Source organism: Acidovorax benzenivorans (assembly GCF_028680575.1).
In the GTDB taxonomy this organism is placed as follows: Bacteria; Pseudomonadota; Gammaproteobacteria; order Burkholderiales; family Burkholderiaceae_C; genus Acidovorax; species Acidovorax benzenivorans.
In genome coordinates, this window is the sequence record NZ_JAPCKI010000004.1 from 296863 (window position 1) to 316318 (window position 19456).

21 protein-coding genes are annotated in these 19456 nt (G+C 65.5%); 15 read left to right on the plus strand and 6 right to left on the minus strand.

The window, feature by feature from the left end; genetic code table 11:
• Positions 1–8: 8 nt before the first annotated feature.
• A complete protein-coding gene (locus OIN59_RS09495) occupies positions 9–395 on the minus strand; it encodes a PepSY domain-containing protein (RefSeq protein ID WP_274109570.1) in 387 nt (128 codons plus the stop codon).
• A gap of 115 nt (positions 396–510) precedes the next feature.
• Here OIN59_RS09495 and OIN59_RS09500 point away from each other — a divergent pair, with 115 nt between their 5' ends.
• From OIN59_RS09500 to OIN59_RS09525, 6 genes are all read left to right on the plus strand, one after another.
• Positions 511–915, plus strand: a complete 405-nt coding sequence (locus OIN59_RS09500) for a DUF1924 domain-containing protein (protein ID WP_274109571.1) — start codon at positions 511–513, stop codon at positions 913–915.
• 13 nt (positions 916–928) lie between these two features.
• On the plus strand, positions 929–1453 hold the full coding sequence (locus OIN59_RS09505; RefSeq protein ID WP_274109572.1) for a diheme cytochrome c: 525 nt from the start codon (positions 929–931) through the stop codon (positions 1451–1453).
• A gap of 15 nt (positions 1454–1468) precedes the next feature.
• A complete protein-coding gene (locus tag OIN59_RS09510) occupies positions 1469–2224 on the plus strand; it encodes a cytochrome b/b6 domain-containing protein (RefSeq protein WP_274109573.1) in 756 nt (251 codons plus the stop codon).
• Positions 2225–2256: 32 nt separating this feature from the next.
• On the plus strand, positions 2257–2421 hold the full coding sequence (locus OIN59_RS09515; RefSeq protein ID WP_274109575.1) for a rubredoxin: 165 nt from the start codon (positions 2257–2259) through the stop codon (positions 2419–2421).
• A 112-nt stretch (positions 2422–2533) separates the two neighbouring features.
• Positions 2534–5077, plus strand: coding sequence for a cation-translocating P-type ATPase (locus tag OIN59_RS09520; RefSeq protein ID WP_407655083.1), 2544 nt, complete (start codon positions 2534–2536; stop codon positions 5075–5077).
• A 17-nt stretch (positions 5078–5094) separates the two neighbouring features.
• Complete coding sequence (locus OIN59_RS09525; RefSeq protein WP_274109580.1) at positions 5095–5481, plus strand: VOC family protein; 387 nt, start codon at positions 5095–5097, stop codon at positions 5479–5481.
• Positions 5482–5524: 43 nt separating this feature from the next.
• On the opposite strand, the gene OIN59_RS09530 is transcribed toward OIN59_RS09525, so the two are convergent.
• On the minus strand, positions 5525–6139 hold the full coding sequence (locus tag OIN59_RS09530) for a TetR/AcrR family transcriptional regulator (protein WP_274109582.1): 615 nt from the start codon (positions 6137–6139) through the stop codon (positions 5525–5527).
• Positions 6140–6281: 142 nt separating this feature from the next.
• On the opposite strand from OIN59_RS09530, the gene OIN59_RS09535 reads away from it, so the two are divergent.
• The 8 genes from OIN59_RS09535 (at position 6282) to OIN59_RS09570 (ending at position 15182) form a co-directional block, all read left to right on the plus strand.
• Positions 6282–7103: a metal-dependent hydrolase gene (locus OIN59_RS09535; protein WP_274109584.1), complete on the plus strand. Its 822-nt coding sequence runs from the start codon at positions 6282–6284 to the stop codon at positions 7101–7103.
• 18 nt (positions 7104–7121) lie between these two features.
• Positions 7122–8555: a TolC family protein gene (locus OIN59_RS09540; protein WP_274109586.1), complete on the plus strand. Its 1434-nt coding sequence runs from the start codon at positions 7122–7124 to the stop codon at positions 8553–8555.
• Positions 8556–8560: 5 nt separating this feature from the next.
• Positions 8561–9535 carry an HlyD family secretion protein gene (locus tag OIN59_RS09545; protein ID WP_274109588.1) on the plus strand — a complete coding sequence of 325 codons (975 nt, stop codon included), beginning with the start codon at positions 8561–8563 and terminating at the stop codon, positions 9533–9535.
• Positions 9536–9604: 69 nt separating this feature from the next.
• Positions 9605–10777 carry an ABC transporter permease gene (locus OIN59_RS09550; RefSeq protein WP_274109590.1) on the plus strand — a complete coding sequence of 391 codons (1173 nt, stop codon included), beginning with the start codon at positions 9605–9607 and terminating at the stop codon, positions 10775–10777.
• Positions 10777–11961, plus strand: coding sequence for an ABC transporter permease (locus OIN59_RS09555; RefSeq protein WP_274109592.1), 1185 nt, complete (start codon positions 10777–10779; stop codon positions 11959–11961). The genes OIN59_RS09550 and OIN59_RS09555 overlap by 1 nt, the downstream gene beginning before the upstream one ends.
• Before the next feature lie 50 nt (positions 11962–12011).
• On the plus strand, positions 12012–13256 hold the full coding sequence (locus OIN59_RS09560) for a glycosyltransferase (protein ID WP_274109594.1): 1245 nt from the start codon (positions 12012–12014) through the stop codon (positions 13254–13256).
• Between the two features lie 20 nt (positions 13257–13276).
• Positions 13277–13879, plus strand: a complete 603-nt coding sequence (locus OIN59_RS09565) for a class I SAM-dependent methyltransferase (protein ID WP_274109596.1) — start codon at positions 13277–13279, stop codon at positions 13877–13879.
• A gap of 736 nt (positions 13880–14615) precedes the next feature.
• On the plus strand, positions 14616–15182 hold the full coding sequence (locus tag OIN59_RS09570) for an AAA family ATPase (protein WP_274109599.1): 567 nt from the start codon (positions 14616–14618) through the stop codon (positions 15180–15182).
• A 76-nt stretch (positions 15183–15258) separates the two neighbouring features.
• Here the strand turns inward: OIN59_RS09570 and OIN59_RS09575 are convergent, their stop codons facing one another.
• Genes OIN59_RS09575 through OIN59_RS09585 form a run of 3 tightly spaced genes read right to left on the minus strand, consistent with a single transcriptional unit; the run spans position 15259 to position 17142 of the window.
• On the minus strand, positions 15259–15915 hold the full coding sequence (locus OIN59_RS09575; RefSeq protein ID WP_274109601.1) for a DsbA family protein: 657 nt from the start codon (positions 15913–15915) through the stop codon (positions 15259–15261).
• Positions 15916–15918: 3 nt separating this feature from the next.
• Positions 15919–16239, minus strand: a complete 321-nt coding sequence (locus tag OIN59_RS09580; protein WP_407655080.1) for a hypothetical protein — start codon at positions 16237–16239, stop codon at positions 15919–15921.
• A gap of 36 nt (positions 16240–16275) precedes the next feature.
• Positions 16276–17142, minus strand: coding sequence for an MBL fold metallo-hydrolase (locus tag OIN59_RS09585; protein WP_228894821.1), 867 nt, complete (start codon positions 17140–17142; stop codon positions 16276–16278).
• A gap of 124 nt (positions 17143–17266) precedes the next feature.
• Here OIN59_RS09585 and OIN59_RS09590 point away from each other — a divergent pair, with 124 nt between their 5' ends.
• Entirely contained in the window at positions 17267–18160 is an 894-nt protein-coding gene (locus tag OIN59_RS09590; RefSeq protein ID WP_274109603.1) for a LysR family transcriptional regulator, read from the plus strand.
• A 265-nt stretch (positions 18161–18425) separates the two neighbouring features.
• Here OIN59_RS09590 and OIN59_RS09595 read toward each other — a convergent pair whose 3' ends face one another.
• Positions 18426–19427, minus strand: a complete 1002-nt coding sequence (locus OIN59_RS09595; RefSeq protein WP_407655081.1) for a Bug family tripartite tricarboxylate transporter substrate binding protein — start codon at positions 19425–19427, stop codon at positions 18426–18428.
• Positions 19428–19456 lie beyond the last annotated feature (29 nt).

Consider the following 19456-nt stretch of genomic DNA (forward strand, 5'->3'; position numbering starts at 1 on the left):
GGTAGGGGTCAGCGGTTGTCTCGGCTCCGCTGCTGATCTTCGCGCGATTCTCGCGATCGCACGCGCAGCACCTCGGCAGTGCGCGCATCGAGCTTGACTTTGGTCAGTTGCCCAGCAGGCGTCAGCAGCTTGATCTCGTAAATCCAGCGATCGCGCTCCTGCTCCAGCTCCACGTCGAGCACCTGGCCGGGCACCTCGCGCTGCAGGCGCTCCAGCACCGTGGGCAGCGGCAGTACCTGGCCGGCCTGCACGGCCTGACGGGCGCGGTCGTGGTCGTCCTTGCCGCTGGCCCAGGCCAGTGGCATGGCCAGCGCAGCAGCCCACAGCACACAGGCCGCCAAGCGCCAGCGCTTGACGTAGCGGCCCTCTGAAGCACGGTGGGGGATCAAAAACATGGGCGCATTGTCCTGCGTGGTGTCTGAACGGCCGATGAACAGCCCTTTCACGCGCCGTTCAGGCGGGGGTTTCAACAATGACTGCACACGAAAACACCCACAAGGACAAATCACAATGCCCGCCCTTCGCACCCTGGCACTGGCCGCACTCTGTGCATTCGCTTTCACCAGCATCAGCCACGCAGCAGACACCACCGCCGCCCAGCAGCTCGCCCACTGGAGCGCGCAAGCTGGCAGCCCAGGCAACGCAGACAAGGGCAAGGTGTTCTTCACCACGCGCCATGGCGGCGAGTGGTCCTGCGCATCCTGCCACGGCTCGCCGCCCACCGCACAGGGCAAACATGCCAGCACCGGCAAGTCGATCTCGCCCCTGGCCCCTGCCTTCAACCCCAAGGCCTTTACCGACACCGCCAAGGTGGACAAGTGGTTCCGCCGCAACTGCAACGACGTGCTGAGCCGCGAATGCACAGCCATCGAGAAGGCCGATGTGCTGGCCTACCTCAACGCGCTCAAGCCCTGAAGCCCATCGCATCATGAAAAAACCTGTTCCCCTTCGCCCAGCGGCCATGGCCGCCGCTGTGTGTGCGCTGACCCTGCTGTCGCTCTCCAGCGCCCATGCAGACGGCGGGCGCGCCATGCCCAACAACGTGCCCAGCGCCTACACGCAGGAATGCGCTGCCTGCCACACCGCCTATCCGCCCGGTCTGCTGCCCGCCGCATCGTGGAACCGCATGATGACGGGCCTGACCAAACACTACGGCACCGACGCGTCGCTGGACGCTGTCACCGTGCGCCAGCTCAACCAGTGGCTGCAGGCCCACGCAGGCACCTACAAGCGAGGGAACGAGGAGCCACCCGAGGACCGCATCACCCGCTCGGCCTGGTTTGAACGCAAGCACCGAAAGATCGAACCCGCTACCTGGAAGCTCGCCAGTGTGAAAAGCGCCGCCAACTGCGCAGCCTGCCACACGGGTGCGGACCAGGGGCAGTTTGACGAACACAACCTGCGTATGCCGACAGGGCTCGATGCCCGATCACGCCGCGCGTGGAATGACTGAAGCTGAGGAAACACCATGCAAACCAACCCATCCCTCCATCCAGCCAACGCTACAGCGCAGCCTGCACCCACCAAAGCGCCCAGCCGCCGGGTGACCGATGCGCCCACGCGCATGTTCCACTGGCTGTTTGCCGTGTGCTTTGCGGGGGCCTACGCCACGGCCGACGGGGAGCACTGGCGACTGCTGCATGTCACGCTGGGCTACACCATGGCAGGCCTGCTGGGCTTTCGCTTGCTGTACGGCATCTTCGGGCCGCGCACATCGGGCCTGGGCCTGCTGTGGCGCAAGCTGGCGGGGGCCCCGGCATGGTTGCGCGCCCTGCCCCCATCAAAAACGATCACACAGATCAACTGGCGCCAAGGCCAGAGCCTGCTGATGGCGCTGGCCATTGTGTTGCTGCTGACGTTGGTGGTGCCCCTCACGCTCAGTGGCTATGCCACCTACAACGACTGGGGCGCTGCGCTGGGTGGCGACTGGATGGAAGAAGTGCATGAATTCTTTGGCAACGCGCTGCTCTTTGTGGTGCTGGCCCACATCGCGCTGATTGCAGGCTTGAGCGTGCTGCGCCGCAAGAACCAGGCACTGCCCATGCTGACGGGCCGGGTGGAAGGCAAAGGGCCAGACCTGATCCCCAAAAACCGCACCTGGCTGGCCGCCCTGCTGCTGATCGCATCCCTGGCCTTTGGCACCTGGCAATGGCAGCAGTCGCCCAGCAGCTGGGTTGCCAACGGCACATCGACCGAGCGCCAACGGCACCACGATGACGACTGACGCATAGCCACCGAACACGAAGGAACCGCCTCATGAAAATCTACATGTGTGCCGTTTGCGGCTGGATCTACGACGAGGCTGCGGGCCTGCCAGAACACGGTATAGCACCCGGCACCCTCTGGGCCAACGTGCCCGACGACTGGCGCTGCCCCGAATGCAATGTTGGCAAGGCAGACTTTGTGATGTGCGAGGTGTGATGAAGGCAGATGGGGTGCGGCGCACTGCGCTCCGTCAGGGCTGCAGGCACCAGCGCGCGGTATAACCGTTACACCGTTGCGACCCTCCTTGCAACGCAGCCTCACGCCCCACATGCGCACTACCGACTCCCCCACCGGCCTCGACCCGGCCCTGGCCGCCCAACGACTGCGTGAAGAAGGCCCCAACGAACTGGGTATCAGCCAGCGCCGCACGCTGCGTGACATGGCCTGGGACGTGCTCACCGAGCCCATGTTCCTGCTCCTGCTGGGCGCAGGTGCCATTTACCTCGCCATGGGCGACGCTCACGAGGCAATGATCCTGCTGGGCTTTGTGGTCATCATCATGACGATCACGGTGCTGCAGGAGCGCCGCACCGACAACGCGCTGAACGCCCTGCGCGACCTCTCCAGTCCCCGGGCCCTGGCGTTGCGCGGCGGCACCCTGGTGCGCATAGTGGGCCGCGAGGTGGTGCGCGAAGACCTGCTGATGATTGCCGAGGGCGACCGCATACCGACCGACGGAACGCTGCTGCAGGCACACGAGCTGGCCACCAACGAGTCGATGCTGACCGGCGAATCCGAGCCCGTGGCCAAGCAGGTTGCCGACAAAGTATTTGCGGGCACGCTGGTGGTCAGCGGCCAGGGGCTGCTGCAGGTGACCGCCGTGGGGCGCCACACCGAGTTGGGCCGCATCGGCCAGTCGCTCGACACCATTGCGCTGCAGTCCTCGCCGCTGCGCGAAGAGACGGCACGGCTCACCCACAAGCTCGTGCTCATCGGCCTGTCGCTATGTATGCTGCTGGTGGCGCTGTTCTGGGCACTGCGCGGCGACGCGTTGCAGGCCGTGCTGGCAGGCATCACACTGGCCATGGGCATCCTGCCGCAAGAGCTGCCTGTGATCATGATCGTCTTCCTGGCCCTGGCCGCGCGGCGGCTGGCGGCACAGCAGGTGCTGACGCGGCGCCTCAACGCCATCGAGACGCTGGGCCAGACCACGGTGCTGTGCGTGGACAAGACCGGCACCCTCACGCAAAACCGCATGGCGGTGGCTGCGCTCTGTATTGCAGGCCAGGAGCTGGATGTACAAAACCTGCCCGCCGCAGCGGATGGCAGCGCGCTGCCCGATGCCTTCCACGAACTGCTCGAATACGCCGTGCTGGCCAGCGAAATCGAACCGCACGACCCCATGGAGCAGGCCTTTCATCGCATGGCGGCGGACCACCTGGTGGACACCGAGCACCTGCACCCCGCATGGTCACTGGCACGCGAATACGAACTGTCGCCCCAACTGCTGGCCATGAGCCACCTGTGGCGCGACGGTACCTCGGCGCACGACACCGTGGCCACCAAGGGCGCGCCCGAGGCCGTGGCCGACCTTTGCCATTTGCCCGACGCCGAACGCGCCGCAGTCAGCGCCCAGGCCGCCCGCCTGGCCGACCGTGGCCTACGGGTACTGGGCGTGGCCAAGGCCCGGCATCACACACAAGACACCTGGCCTGATATTCAGCACGACTTTGACTTTGAGTGGCTGGGCCTGGTGGCCCTGGCCGACCCGCTGCGCCCCGAGGTGCCCCAAGCCGTTGCGCAATGCCGCCAGGCAGGTATCCGTGTGGTGATGATCACCGGCGACCACCCCCGTACTGCGCGCGCCATTGCGGCCCAGGCGGGCATCGCGCACGACAAGGTCGTCACCGGCGATGAAATGACCTTGATGCCCTCCGATTTGCTCACCAGCAAAGTCCGACAGGTGAGTGTGTTTGCCCGCATCAAGCCGCACCAGAAGCTCGCGCTGGTCGAAGCCCTCAAGGCCCAGGGCGAGGTGGTGGCAATGACCGGTGACGGCGTGAACGACGCCCCCGCCCTCAAGGCCGCCCACATCGGCATCGCCATGGGCCAGCGCGGCACCGATGTGGCGCGCGAGGCCGCAGCCCTGGTGCTGCTGCACGACGATTTCGCAGCCATCGTGCACGCCATCCACCGAGGGCGTCTGACCTTTGCCAACCTGCGCCAGGCCATGGTCTACACGCTGGCGGTGCATGTGCCCATCATTGGCCTGGCACTGCTGCCGGTGCTGTTCGGGCTGCCGCTGGTGCTGGCACCGCTGCACATTGCGTTTCTGGAGCTAATCATCGACCCGGCCTGCTCGATCGTGTTCGAGGCCGAAGAAGGCGCAGCCGACCTCATGCAGCAGCCGCCGCGCGGGGCTAACGAGCCTTTGCTCTCGGCCCGACACATCCTGCTGAGCATGTTGCAAGGCAGCGTGGTGACCGCCGCCGTGGTGGGCCTGTATGCCTGGCTGCTGAGCCAACCAGCATATGCCGCCACCGCCAGCACGGCCGCGTTTGTGGTGCTGGTGGCCGCCAACGCCGCGCTCATCCTGCCCAGCCGCAGCAGCGATACCCATGGCGGTTGGGGCTGGCGCAGCCTGTGGGCGGGTCTCACCCCGGTCAGCCTGTGGGTGGCGGGTGGCACGCTGGCGGCGCTGACTGCGATTACCACCGTGCCTTGGCTGGCCAACGCCTTCAGGTTTGTGCCGCTATCGCCCCTGCACTGGTTCATGGCCGTGCTGGCAGGGCTGGCGTTGACAGCAGTGTTTACGGCCAACAAGCGGTGGCTGCAGCCCGCGACACCGGCGCACAATCATCGATCTGCCTGACCACCCCGACACGCTCCATGCCCATCGTCCTGGAATCACTCGACCACGTCGTCCTCACCGTCGCCAGCATCGACAAAACCATTGCGTTTTATGAACGTGTGCTGGGCATGGCCGCGCGGGAGTTCAAGCCCCAGCGGTACGCGCTGCACTTCGGCGCGCAAAAGATCAACCTGCACGAAGTCGGCACGGTGGTGGACCCCAATGTGCGCCACGCCACTGCAGGCTCCGGCGACCTGTGTTTTCTCACCAAGATGCCGCTCGACGATGTCATCGCCCACCTGCAGGCCGAAGGCATAGCCATCGTGCAAGGCCCGGTGGGCGCAACGGGCGCACGCCACAGGCTGCGCTCGGTTTATATCTACGACCCGGACGAGAACCTGATCGAGATTGCCAACGAGGTGTGACCAGCTCGCCGCACGGGCTGCGGCACGCGTGTCAACGACAGGTTCAGAACTCCGCCGAGATCGCTGCCCGCAACAACGTAGCTGCCGGTTCCACCAGCTCCTGCAGTTGCCCGGCCCGGTCCTGCTCGATGGATTGCAGCACCATCTCGTTGATGCCCCCCACCACGGCCATGGCCATCATGGGTTGCAGCGGGGCCTTGCGCTTGCGCTCGCCCGGGCGGTTGTTCACTACGTCCAGCATCAGGTCGGCCAGCTGCTGGTTGGCGCGGCGGCGCGCTGCCAGGCCCGTGGGCCCCAGGCCCAGGATATCGATGAACAAGGTGCGCAGCAGCACCGGGTTGCGCGCCAGCACACCAAGGTAGGCCGCCATGGCCTGCTCCACCTGAGCCTCCCAATCGCTGAGCGGATCGATGGCGGCGCGCAGCACGGCAATCGCGTTGCCGCTGGCCGCCTCGTACAACGCTATCAGGCATTCGGCCTTGTCGGCAAAGTTCTCATAGAAGGTGCGGCGCGACACACTGGCTTCGCGCACGATGTCAGCAATGGTGGTGTCTGCGTAGCCCTTGGCGGCCACGGTGCGGGCCATGCCTTCCAGCAGGCGGGCGCGGTGTTCGGTGCCCGCGGTGGGCGCAACGGCTGGGGCTGTGACTTCACTCATAGAGGCAGATCTTCGGACAGAAAATTCAACGAGGTACTTGACAGTACCACAGTTGATCTGCATCATACAAACCCATCGGTACTATCAAGTACCAAACCCATGCACCCACGGCGCGGCGCCAACCCGCACCAGGAGCCCTCCCATGACCGAACTCGTTGTCCGCCGCCTGCTGATCGACTTGGAGACACCCTTTGCGCGCCATTGGTGTGGTGGCGATGCGTTTCGCTCGGCGCTTTTCAATGCGCTGTCGATGAGCTTTCCGGTGGGCGAGCAATTTTTCATCGACGCCGTGCGTGACGGCCACAAGGCCCTGCCCCCCGACAAGCAGGCGCAGTTTGCCGACGAGGTGCGCGGCTTCATCGGGCAGGAGGCCACACACCGCCGCATCCACGCGCTGTTCAACGGCCACCTCGACCAGCAGGGCCTGGTCAACGAATGGGCCCCGCGCGCGCAAGAGCGCATGAAGCTCTTTGCCAACGCCGACCCACGCCATCCGCTGGCCGTGACCGCTGCCAACGAACACTTCACCGCCCTGCTGGCCGAATGGCTGCTGGCCCACCCCGAGGCGTTGCAGGGCGCCGAGCCGCGCCTGGCCACGATGTGGCAATGGCACTGTGCCGAAGAGTCCGAGCACAAGAACACCGCCTTCGACCTCTACCAGGCCCTGGGCGGCAACCACGAGTGGCGCATCACCTGGTTTCGCCGCATCACCGTGGTCTTCCTGGGCGATGTGCTGCGCCAGACGCTGTTAAACCTGCGCCAGGGCGGCACGCTGTGGAAATGGAGCACCTGGGCCAGCGCCGCACGCACGCTGTTTGGCAAGGGCGGCCTGGTGCGCGAGACCTGGCGCCCCTGGCGCGAATACCTGCGTGCCGACTTTCACCCCAGCCAGCATGGCACCGACCTGTCGGCGCGCTGGCTGGCGGACCACAGCGATGCCTACACCCCAGTGGGCGCTCGCTGACCACGACAAGCTGAAACCATGACCTCAAAGAAAACGCCCCGGCGCACTGGCCGGGCAGGCGAAGCTTTGCTCTGCCTGATCGCCTCCGCACCTCTGGCCCTGCTGCCGATACAGGCCCAGGCCTCCCCTCTGGCGTTCGACGCCGCGCTGCAGCAGCTGCAGCAGCGATCTGACCAGCTGGCCGCATCGCGCAATGCCGTCGAAAGCGCACAACTGCGGCGCGACGCCATGCAGCGCCTAGGCGGCCCGGTGGTCAACCTGAGCGGCGCGGCCTACACCTACAACGCCAACCTGGATGTGGACCTGAACCCGCTGAACCGCGCCCTGCCCGGCGTGCTGTCGCAACTGCCGCCCCAGCTGGCGGGCTCGCTGGCCCAGTTGCCACACCTGCCGTCCAGCTACACGCTCAACCGCAGCAAGAGCGACACCACCGCTTCGGTCTCCGCCATCTGGCCCCTGTACATGGGCGGCGCCAGCAACGCCGCCCGGGGCCTGCTGGATGCACAGACGCAAGAGGTGCAGGCCGACGCCACCAAAACCGGCCACGAAGCCACCACCCTGCTGGTGCAGCGCTACTTTGGCGCCCAACTGGCCCGGCGCGCCGCCGTGCTGCGCGAATCGGCCCTGGCCACCATCGAGCAGCACGACGCCGCCGCGCAGAAGATGCTGGACGCCGGTGTGATCGCCCGCGTCGAACGCCTGCAGGCCCGCTCCGCGCTGGAAGAGGCCCGCCGCAATGCGCGCAAGGCCCGCGACGATGCCGAGTTGGCCGCCACCGCGCTGACTCGCACCCTCAAGGCGACCGACCTGGTCACGCCCACTAGCCCCCTGTTTGTGCTGAGCCAGCCGGTGGAGCCTCTGCCCCATTTCATCGACACCGCCCTGGCCCGCCACCCCGGCCTCTACAAAGTGGCCGCCAAGAAGGAGCAGGCCACGCAACTGCACGCCGCCCAGGAGGCGCTGCGCAAGCCGCAGGTGTTCGCGTTCGGCCAGCGCCAGCTCAAGACCGGCCGCGATGCCGACTGGGTGGCGGGCGTGGGCGTGCGCTGGACGTTGTGGGACTCCATCGACCGCAACGCGCTGGCCGAATCCTCCACCCGCCAAATCGAGCAGGCCGAGCGCACCGGCGCACAGGCGCAGAACGACATCGCCTTGCTGGTGGAAAAGCGCTGGCTGGCGCTGGAGCAGGCGCGCCGCGCCTACTTTGCGCTGCAACCGGGCCTGGAGCTGACCGACGAAGTGCTCCGCCTGCGCACCTCGGGCCTCCAGGCCGGTACCAGCACTACGCTGGACCTGATCGACGCCCAGGTCAACCAGGCCAAGGCGCAAACCGAGCGCGCCCAGACAGCACACGACTACGTGAAAGCGCTGGCCGACCTGCTGGAAAGCTGCGGCCTGTCGGAAGACTTTGGCAAATACATGGCGCGCGCTGATGCGCTGAAAGTGGAGTGAAGAGCATGAGCAAGAAAACAGCAGCCGTCGGCGCAGTGGCCTTCGTGGCCGTGGCAGGCTTTGTGGGATTTGGCCTATGGAAGGCCTCGCAGCCCGCGCCCGAGGTGTTCCAGGGCCAGATCGAAGCGCAAGAAGCCGACATCGCCCCCAAGGTCACCGCGCGCATCGCGCAGATCCTGGTGAAGGAAGGCGATCAGATCACCGTGGGCGCGCCGCTGATCCGCATGGACAGCCCCGAGGTCACCGCCAAGCTGGCCCAGGCCACGGCAGCGCAAGAGGCCGCGCAGGCCGTGGCCGACAAGGCCCAGCACGGCGCGCGCCCGCAAGAGATTGAGATGGCCCGCCTGAACTGGCAGCGCGCCGTGGCCGCCGCCGACTTGGCCGAGTCGTCCTTCAAACGCGTGGACGGCCTGGCCCGTGAGGGCCTGGTGGCCGCGCAAAAACGCGACGAGGCCGAGGCCAACTTCAAGGCCTCGCGCGACCAGGCGCTGGCCGCCAAGGCGCAGTACGACCTGGCCCGCGCCGGTGCCCGCACCGAAGACCGATCCGCCGCCAGCGCCCAGGCGCGCCAGGTGGCTGGCGTGGTCGCCGAGGTGCAGGCGGCCCAGGCCGAGACCGAGCTCAAGAGCCCCGTGGCGGGCGAAGTGGCCAAGGTGCTGGCCCGCACGGGCGAGCTGTCGCCCCAGGGGGTGGCCGTGGTCACGGTGGTAGACCTGAAGGATCAGTGGGTGGTGCTGAACGTGCGCGAGGACCGCCTGCAACGCTTTGCCATTGGCAACGAGTTCGACGCAACGCTGCCAGCGCTGGGCGGCAAAACCGTGAAGTTCAAGGTCTACCACACGGCTGCGCTGCCCGACTTTGCCACCTGGCGCGCAACACGGGCAGGCCAGGGCTTTGACGCCCGCACCTTTGAAGTGCGCGCGCGCCCGGCGGACCCCATCCAAGGCGCACGCCCCGGCATGACCGTATTGGTGCAGTGAAATGCACCTGATGTACAGACATTTGGATAAAAAGTGCCTCTAGCGCTTATCGGATAAGCGCGAGCAGCTATGAATTCAATAGTAAACAGCTTTCACCGCGAGGCCCGCCGCCTGGCGGCCGACCCGTGGGACCTGGCCATGGTCACCTGGGTGCCTTTGCTGGGTGTGGCTCTGCTGTGGTGGATCTTCTCGGCCGGTCTGCCGCGCCACTTGGCCGTGGGTGTGGTCGATGACGACCACTCCAGCCTGTCGCGCCAGTTGGTGCGCATGCTGGACGCCACGCCGGGCGTGCAGATCACGCAGCACTTCACCAGCACAGCCGAGGCCGAGCGCGCGCTGCGCGGGGTGGATGTGTATGCCGTGGTCACCATCCCCCGCGACTTTGCGCGCACCGTGAAAGAAGGCCACGCTGCGCAGGTCACGCTGCAGCACAACGCGCAGATGTCTACCCATTCAGGCCTGCTGCAACGCGATGTGCGCGCCGCTGTGGGCACCTTGTCGGCTGGCATCGAGATGGCCGCGCGCAACAAGCGCGGCGAAAGCGCCCAGGCCGTGCAGGTGAGCATGGAGCCCATCCACACGCAGATGGTGGCGCTGTTCAACGTGTCGAGCAACTACGAGCAGTTTCTGGGTGCGGCGCTCATCCCTGCCCTGCTGCACATCCTGGCCATGACGGCCGGTGCCTGGACCGTGGGGCGCGAGTTGCGCGACCGCACGCTGGGCGAATGGCTGGGCGCAGGGGGCTGGATGCGCACTGCGGGCGCGCTGGTCGGCAAGCTGGCCCTTCCCTGGGCGGCGCTCACGCTAGTAGGTCTGCTGGCGCTGGTGGGCATCACCTGGGGCCGGGGCTGGCACTCACCGGGCAACCTGTGGTGGGTAGCGGGGGCGCTGGCGCTGTTGATGGCCGTGTCGCTGACAGCGGGTGCTGCGCTGGCGGGCATCACACGGTCGTTGCGTACTGCCTTGTCGGGCGCGGGCTTTTTTGCAGCGCCTGCGTTTGCATTCAGCGGCGTGGCGTTTCCGCTGGCGGGCATGCCCGGCAGTGCCCGAGCCTGGGCCGAGGCCATGCCCTACACCCACTACATCCGCCTGCAGATTGAGCAGCTGCAGATGGGCGCGCCGCTGGCCACCAGCGTCTCGACCATGGTGGCACTGCTGGTCGCCACCGCCGCGCTATGGCTGGTGGGTGCCACCGCGCTCACCCTGACCCACCGCCGCCCAGACACGTGGGGAGGCCGCTGATGAACACCACCATGAAACCCATGCCGGTGGTGACACCGCCACCCCAGGGCCTGCTACGGGCCTGGCTGCAAGCGCTGGCCACCGTGCTGCGCGACAAGGGCGTGCTGTTGCTGCTCATCGGCGCGCCCGTGCTCTACGGTTTTTTCTACCCCTGGTTCTATACCGACGAGGTACTCACCCGCGTGCCCGTGGCCGTGGTGGACAGGGACCACACCAGCCTCTCGCGCCAGATCACCCGGCTTGCCGATGCCGACCCGCGCATCGAAGTGCGCATGGTCACCGCCAGCGAACGCGAGGCGCAGGAGGCGCTGTGGCGCGGCGAGATCGAAGGCTATGCACTCATTCCGCAGAATCTCAAGCGCAGCGTGGTGCGGGGCGAAAGCGCCGTGGTCAGCATTGAGGCCAACGGCGCCTATGCGCTGTTGAACAAGGCCGTGCAATACGGTTTTGCCGAGGCAGTGGGCACGGTGTCGGCGGGGGTCGAGATCCGCAAGCTGCAGGCCAGCGGCCAGAGCGCCCCGCAGGCCCGCGCCAGCCGCGCGCCGGTGCAGCTGCAGATGGTCGCGCTGTTCAACCCCACCGAAGGCTACGGCAGCTTTGTGGTGCCCGCCGTGGCACTGCTCATCCTGCAGCAGACCCTGTTGATGGGCGCTGCGATGCTCACCGGCACCTGGGTGGAAAGCGGGCAACACCGCGCCACCACCACCACCACCACCTGGCTGGGCCGCCTGCTGGCGCTGTGCACGCTGGGCTGGGCCAGTGGCCTCTTTTACTTTGGCTGGATCTTTGTGCTGCACGACTACCCGCGCGGCGGCAACCCACTGGGCGCGCTGGCGCTGCTGGCCTGCTACATCCCGGCCATCGCGGCGCTGGGTGCGTTGCTGGGCCTGTGGATGGGCAACCGTGAACGCGCGCTGCAGGTGCTGCTGTGGACCACCTTGCCCATCGCATTCGTGGCCGGTTTCTCCTGGCCAGTGGAGGCGCTACCACAGCCGCTGCAGTGGCTGCGCTGGCTGCTGCCCAGCACCTCGGGCGTGCAGGCGTCGCTACGGCTCAACCAGTTGGGGGCGCCGTTGTCAGCTGCGCTGCCCTACTTGTGTGTGCTGGTGGCGCTGGGCGTTTTGTTCATGCTGGCTCTGTTGTGCACGGCGCGACATCGCTGTGTTGTTGCCAAGTCCTTCTAAAAGCTGCAACTGCGACCTCTGGAAAGGCCGCAGATCGGCACAATGAGTGCATGCGCATCCTGTTCATCCACCAGAATTTTCCTGGCCAGTTCAAGTACCTGGCGCCCGCGCTCGCTGCCCGTGGACATGAGGTTGTTGCCTTGGGCATCAACCAGCCATCCGGCGATACGCTCGGAGTCAAGGTGGTATTGCACCGCCCCCAGTTCACACCTGTAGTGGCCTCCAGCGACCCGGACACCACGGCCTTGTACGAGCTTCACAAAAAGATGGAGCGAGGCATATCCGTGGCCCGCGCACTCCAGGCGCTGCAGCGCAGTGGTTTCACTCCAGATCTGGTCTATGCCCACTCTGGATGGGGAGAAGCCTTTTATATCAAGGACGTATTCCCCGAAACCAAGCTGCTTGTCTATGCCGAGTATTTCTACCAAGCCAACGGCGGCGATTCGCACTTCGATCCTGAGTTCAGCCGGTCCACGGAAGGCGACCAACGGCGACTGCACACCAAGAATCTGCATCTGATGCACGCCCTCACGCATGCCGACTGTGGGTTGTCGCCTACCTTGTTCCAGCGCGACAGGCACCCACAGGCGCTGCGTGAGCATATTGAGGTCATTCATGATGGCATTGATACGGAACGCTTTGCACCCGCTGCCCAGGCGTTCATTTCATTGCGCAACGCCGGCATCCGCCTCACTGCGCAGGACGAGATCGTGACCTTCGCAGTCCGGGAGTTGGAGCCGTATCGTGGCTATCACATCTTCATGCGAGCCTTGCCAGAACTGCTAGCGCAGCGCCCCAAGGCGCATGTCATCATCGTCGGGGGTAGCGGCGCCAGCTATGGTGCAGCAGCCCCCGCAGGCACTACCTGGCGCAAGGTCTTCCACGATGAGGTGGCCAACCGCATCGACCACCGACGGGTGCACTTTGTCGGCAAGCTTCCGCACGCGACGCTGACCCAATTAATGCAGGTGTCCACGGTCCACGCCTACCTGACCTACCCTTTCGTGCTCAGCTGGTCCCTGATGGAGGCCATGAGCGTCGGTTGCCTGATCGTTGCCTCGGACACGGCACCTGTGCAAGAACACATACGGCATGGAGAGAACGGCCTTTTGGTCGATTTCTTTGATCCGCAGGCACTTGCCAATACGATCGCACAAGCCATTGAACAGCGCGAAGAGCTTCGCAGACTACGCAGTGCCGCGCGCTCGCATGTCGTTGCAAACCTCGATCTGCAACGCACCTGCTTGCCCGCACAGATCAATTTGCTGTCCCGTCTTCTGAGCGCCCCTCTCTGAAACCAGACTTCCTATTTTCCATGCCTATTTTCCTGCATGTCGGCTGCGGCCAAAACACCAAAGTACGTACCACGCGTGCACTGAATACGCCCGAGTGGACAGAATTGCGGCTGGACATTGATCCTGCAGTCGCGCCAGACATCGTGGGCAGCATGACAGACATGCGGGCCGTGGCTGATGGGTCGGTAGATGCCATCTATTCATCGCACAACATCGAACATTTGTATCCGCATGAAGTACCGGCCGCGTTGGCTGAATTCCTGCGGGTACTCAAGCCGGAAGGCTTCGCCATCATCACCTGCCCCGATCTTCAGGCCGTCGCCGATTTGGTAGCTCAAGATAAGCTCATGCAGCCTGCCTACCAATCACCGGCAGGCCCCATTACTCCATTAGATATTCTCTACGGCCACAGGCCCGCACTCGCGCTTGGCAACCTGTACATGGCACATCGCACCGGGTTCACCCTCAATAGCCTCATGCAAACGTTCAAAGCCGCAGGATTTTCCGCATGCGCAGGAAAGCGCCAGCCACCGCCAGCATATGCATTGTGGCTGCTCGCGGCAAAACAACCTGTAGCGGAGACAACGCTGAGGCAACTCGCGGCGGTGCACTTTCCAAGCTGATCGCAGGAGGCCTAACGGTCCTCTGCACGAATCCCTGAGCGATATGCCTGAACAAGCCTGAACCTCAAGCAATGAGTTCAAGCGCGAATGCCTCGATGCCATAGAGCTGACGGCTCCCTAGGCAGAGTGGGCGTCCCTTCCGGGCGCTCAAGCACAGTTCAGATATGTGAAGGTGCGCTACTGCGGCGCAAGAAGAACGCAGCGCAGATCGCCACGCTGTTTGCTCTGGGCCATCTGTAGATGGCAAGACACAAGTCAAACTGCCGGAGAAGTGCTGCTGACGCGCCTTGACGAAGTAACGCTGGCGCAGCTGCCAGCCGATTTACATGTGCGGAGGGTGCTCGGGTGCCACTCGCTCAAGGAGATTTCTCATGGCGCCAACAACGACCAAAACAGCGTAGACGTGATGCTGGGGGCGGCTGCTTTGCGGACCTGCCCGCCGCGACACAGCTGGCTTGCGACCGGCAGCAGGTGAGCAGGAGCGCAACAGACGCTGGTGCTGGGGCAAAGAAATAGCGAAGTACAAGGCCCCCTCCTTAGCGTCACGCACAGGCCAGGCACAAGGTTGACGCAGCCTGCACCCGCCGCCTACACTGCCCATGTCGCATCTGGCCTTGGAGCCAGAGCGAACCGCAAAGCCCTCCACCACCGCTGAGGGCTTTTCTTTTTGGTCCATCGCATTGAAGGCTCTCCCTGCTTGCAGAGAGGGCTTTTTGCATTTCTGGAGCCCTTTTTGATGCATACCACTTCCGCACACACCGCCACAGCAGGCGCCGCCGTCCCCTCCCCCCGCATCCACCTGGTCATCGGGCCCGTGGGTGCGGGCAAGTCCACCTTTGTGCGCCAGTTGGTGCAGCAGCACCGCGCTGTGCCGCTCAACCTGGACGACTGGATGGCCACGCTGTTTTCGCCAGACCGGCCCGATACAGCGGACGTCATGGCCTGGTACGTGCCCCGCACGCTGCGCTGCCTGGCGCAGATCTGGAAGACGGCCGAGGCCGTGCTGAACGCGGGTGGCGATGTGGTGCTGGAGGTGGGCCTGATCCAGCAGCACCAGCGCAATGCGTTTTACGCCCGCATGGGGCCATGGGCCGATGCCATGGTGGTGTATGTGCTGGACGCACCGCGCGATGTGCGGCGCGAGCGCGTGTTGCGGCGCAACGCTGAACAGGGCACAACGTTTTCGATGGTGGTGCCGCCGCATATCTTTGAGCTGGCCAGCGACCTCTGGCAGCCGCCTGGCGATGTGGAGTGCGCGGACCACACCGTGGTGTGGGTACCCGTGGCGGACCACGGGGCTTGAAGACATGGCGCAAGCCTGGCTGCAGTTTGCAGCGCGGGCGCCAGCGCAGCCCGTGGTCCAGCCCCTGCAGCGCCGCTCAGGCCTGGGCCACCTGCTTCAGCAATGCGTCGAAGTTGCCGTGCAGGGCCTGGCTGCCCAGCGCGCGGCGGCGGCCGGTGGCGGCGTCGCCCACTGCCAGCTGTGGCACGCCTTGCGCACCCAGGGCTTGCATGTCGGCACGGGCGGCGGCCACGCGCTGCAGCATGGCAGCGCGCAGGGCATCGGTGGGCTCGCGCACCAACTCTGCGGCTGCATGCAGGCCCAGGGCGCTCAGCACATCGGCCAGCACGGTGGGCGCCGTGGTGTCGCGCCCGTCCACATAACGTGCGTGCTGAAAGGCGTGCAGTGCCTCCAGCTCGCGCGCGGGCTCGGTCTGCGCCACGGCGGTGAGGGCCAACGTGGCAGGGCCCGAGTCAAAACGCCCGGCCGGCTGGCCCAGCACCTGCTCGCGGTAGGCCTGGCTGAACGGCTGGCCGGTGAGCTGCGCGATGCGCTGGTCGTTGGACCAGGCGTAGGCCGCAAATTGCGCGTCCATGGGCCGGGCGCCTGCGCCTGCAAACAAGCCCGTGGGCGCCAGCACCACCTGCACGCCGGGCGTGGCTTGCAAGCGGGCCAGCACGGGTGCGGCGGCGTAGCACCAGCCGCACAGGGGGTCGAACAGGTACGTCACGGTGACGGTAGGCGTGGAGGGCATGGATCAGGGTCTCTCTTCAGAATCTTCAGGATCAGGCGGTGTGGATGCGGCCGGTGCCGCTGCGGGTGGAGCCTGGGCCATGTTTGCGGCCAGCGCGGCTTCAAACGCTGCAATCTCTTCGGCCAGCGTGCCCCGGCTGCGGAAATGGCGGGCGGCGCGGTCGTACCAGTTTTCGGCGTCTTCCAGGTCGCCCTCTTGCAGGTGCAGGATGCCGTGCAGCCAGGCGGCGAGCATGGAGCCGTCGTGTTGCACCAGATCGTGCGCCGCGTTCCAGCGCCCGGCGTGCAGGTGCTGCAGGACTTGTTGGAGCGGGTGCGTGGTCACGATCTGGTTCCTTTCAACAACTTGCTTTGACAGCCCTTACCACTTCATCTCGCCCTTGTTGACCTTGGCACCGATGTCCAGCGACAGGCCCATGGGCGCTGCGGGGTAGGCCTTTTTCATCGCGTCGATGAGTTCGGCGCTCGTCTTGGTGGCGGCGGCATTCTTCTCAAACGCTTGCAGGTAGCCCTTGGTGTAGCTGATGTTGGCGGCATCCAGCGCGCCGCCGGCGGGCATGTGGCCGGGCACCACCACGGTGGGCTGCAACGCGGCCATTTCGTCGAGCTGGGCCACCCAGGCGCTGCGTTCGGCCACCGTTTGCGTGTCGGCCGTCCACACATGGGTGTTGGTGCCAAACACGCCGATGGTGCCCACCACGGCCTTGATGGACGGAATCCACGCATACGGGCGGTGCGCCAGCAGGCCGGTGGTGCCGCGGATCTCGACCGTCTGGCCGTCCACGCTCAGCGTGTTGCCAGCAATCGCCTTGGGCAGCACGGGCGTGCGCGGTGCGTTGGCGCCCATCTTGGGGCCCCAGAAGGCGAGCTTGCCAGCCAGCTTGGCGTTGATCTTCTCCAGCACGGCGGGCGTGGTCACCACGTCGGCCTTGGGGAAGATTTCTTTCAGCGTCTCGACGCCAAAGTAGTAGTCGGGGTCGGCCTGGCTCACGTAGATGGTCTTGAGCTCTTTGCCGGTGTCGAGCACGTTGGCGGCAATGCGCAGCGCGTCGGCACGGGTAAAGCCAGCGTCGATAACCATGGCCTCCTTCTCGCCATACACCAGGGTGGAGTTGACGTTGAAGCTGTTGCCGTCGGCGTTGTAAACCTTGACCTGCAGGGGCTGGGCGGCCTGGGCGCCGGTGAAGGCAACGGCGAGGGTGGCGGCGATGAGGGTGGTGCGGAACATGGTGGTTTCTCCGGTGTGTTGAGCGGTGGTGCAGATGACGGAATGAAGTTTATTTGCGCCAATCGATCCAATAAACCCGATAATTCGCGCATATTTGTTTCATCAATCGATCAAATAGCCCCTTATGGACCGCCTGACCGCCATGCATGTGTTTGCCGAGGTCGCCACCAGCGGCAGCTTTAGCGCCACGGCCGACAAACTGGAGATGTCGCGGGCCATGGTCACGCGCTATGTGGGCGAGATGGAGCAGTGGCTGCAGGCGCGGCTGCTGCAGCGCACCACCCGCAGCGTGACGCTGACCGACGCGGGCGAACACGCGCTGCGCCGCTGCCAGCAGATGTTGGCGCTGTCGCAAGACCTGGAAGAAGAAACAGCCACCACCACCGAGGGCGCGCTGCGCGGCCAGCTCCGGCTGACCTGCAGCGTGTCGTTTGCGTTTGCGCAGATGGGCGCGGCGATTGCGGACTTTCTGGCGCAACACCCGCAGCTCAAGATCGACCTGGACGCGAGCGAAGGATCACTGAACCTGGTGGAAAAGCGCATCGACCTGGCCATCCGCATCAGCGCCGAACCCGACCCGCTGCTCATCGGCCGGCCACTGGCCCGCTGCGATTCGGCCCTGGTGGCGTCGCCCGCCTACCTGGCCGCGCACGGCGTGCCGCAGCAACCTCCCGACCTGGCGCAGCACCGGTGCCTGAGCTATGCCAACTTTGGCAAAAGCGTGTGGCAGCTGACGCGCGGCGATGTGGTGGAACGCGTGGGCGTGAGCGGCCATTTCAGCGCCAACGAGGCCACCACGCTGATGCGCGCGGCGTTGGCGGGCGGCGGCATTGCGATGCAGCCGACGTATCTGGTCAACCCCTACCTGCACAGCGGCGAGTTGCAGGCCGTGCTGCCGGGCTGGGACTTGCCGGTGATGACGATCTATGCGCTGTACCCGTCGCGCCGGCACTTGTCGCCTGCGGTGCGGGCGTTGCTGGATTTTTTGGTGGCCCGGTTTGCAGGGGTGCCGTGGTGAGGGATGGTCGCCTCGGCTGAATTACTACAAATTTGATAGCTTCTAGCGCTTTTCCATCAGGCGATAGAGGCCTATTTGGCTTGATTTTCACAACACTTTGAGAGCGCGCTGGCACTCCCCTGGTGGGAGAGGGTTGGGGAGAGGGGGGAGCATGGGGCGCGGCGCCCGGAAGAAAAGCCCCCTCTCCCCCGCCCTCTCCCGCGAGGGGAGAGGGAGCAATACCCGGCACAGAGCGCGTTGATAACCCAGCGGCCAGATCGGCGACCTACTCCGCCTCGATGCCAGCGGCCTTGATCACCTTGCCCCACTTCTGCGTTTCGGTAGCCTGGAACTTGGCCAGCTCATCGGGCGATGTGGTCCACGCCTCGGAGCCTGCGTTCTCGAAGAAGCTCTTGGCCGCAGCGCTCTTGGTGGCGGCGGTCAGCAGCTCGTTCAGGCGCGTCACCACCAGCGCGGGCGTGCCCGCTGGCACGTAGGCTGCAAACCAGTAGCCCATGTCGTAGCCCTTCACACCGGCTTCGTCGATGGTGGGCACGTCGGGCAGCTGGGTGCTGCGCTTTTGCGTGGAGTAGCCCAGCGCGCGCAGCTTGCCCGCCTTGACCTGCGGTACGCCTGTGGAGGTATCAGTGATCATCAGATCGATCTGCCCGCCCAGCAGGTCGGTGATGGCCAGCGGGTTGCTCTTGTAGGGCACATGCAGGATGTCCACGGCCGCCAGCTGCTTGAGCATCTCGCCCGCCATGCGGCTCGATGAGCTACCGCTGCCAAAGCTGAGCTTGCCGGGGTTCTTCTTGGCAAAGGCCAGCAGCTCGCCCACGTTCTTGTACGGCGCGCTGGCGTTGACCACCAGCACCTGCCCCCCCTTGCCCAGGCCGGTGACGGGGGCAAAGTCCTTCACCGGGTCGTACGAGAGCTTCTTGTACAGGTGCTCGTTGGCGGCGTGCGTGGTGTTGGTGGTGATGAGCACGCTGTAGCCATCGGCCGCCGACTTGGCCACGGCCGACGCGGCGATCATGCCGCTGGCGCCGGCCTTGTTGTCGATGACCACGGGCTGCTTGGTGTCGTTGGTGATGGACTGGCCCAGCGCGCGTGCCAACTGGTCGGTGGCGCTGCCTGCGGCGAAGGGCACGACAAACGTGATGGCCTTGGTCGGGTAAGCAGGCACCTGCGCCTGGGCAGCCGTGCCGTGCAAAGCGCCCAACGCCAGCACGGCAGCGGCCATGGCATGGCGGCGGCCGGGGTTCATCAGCGACGTGAATGGGTTCATGTTGTCTCCTTGTGTGTAGGTATAAAAGG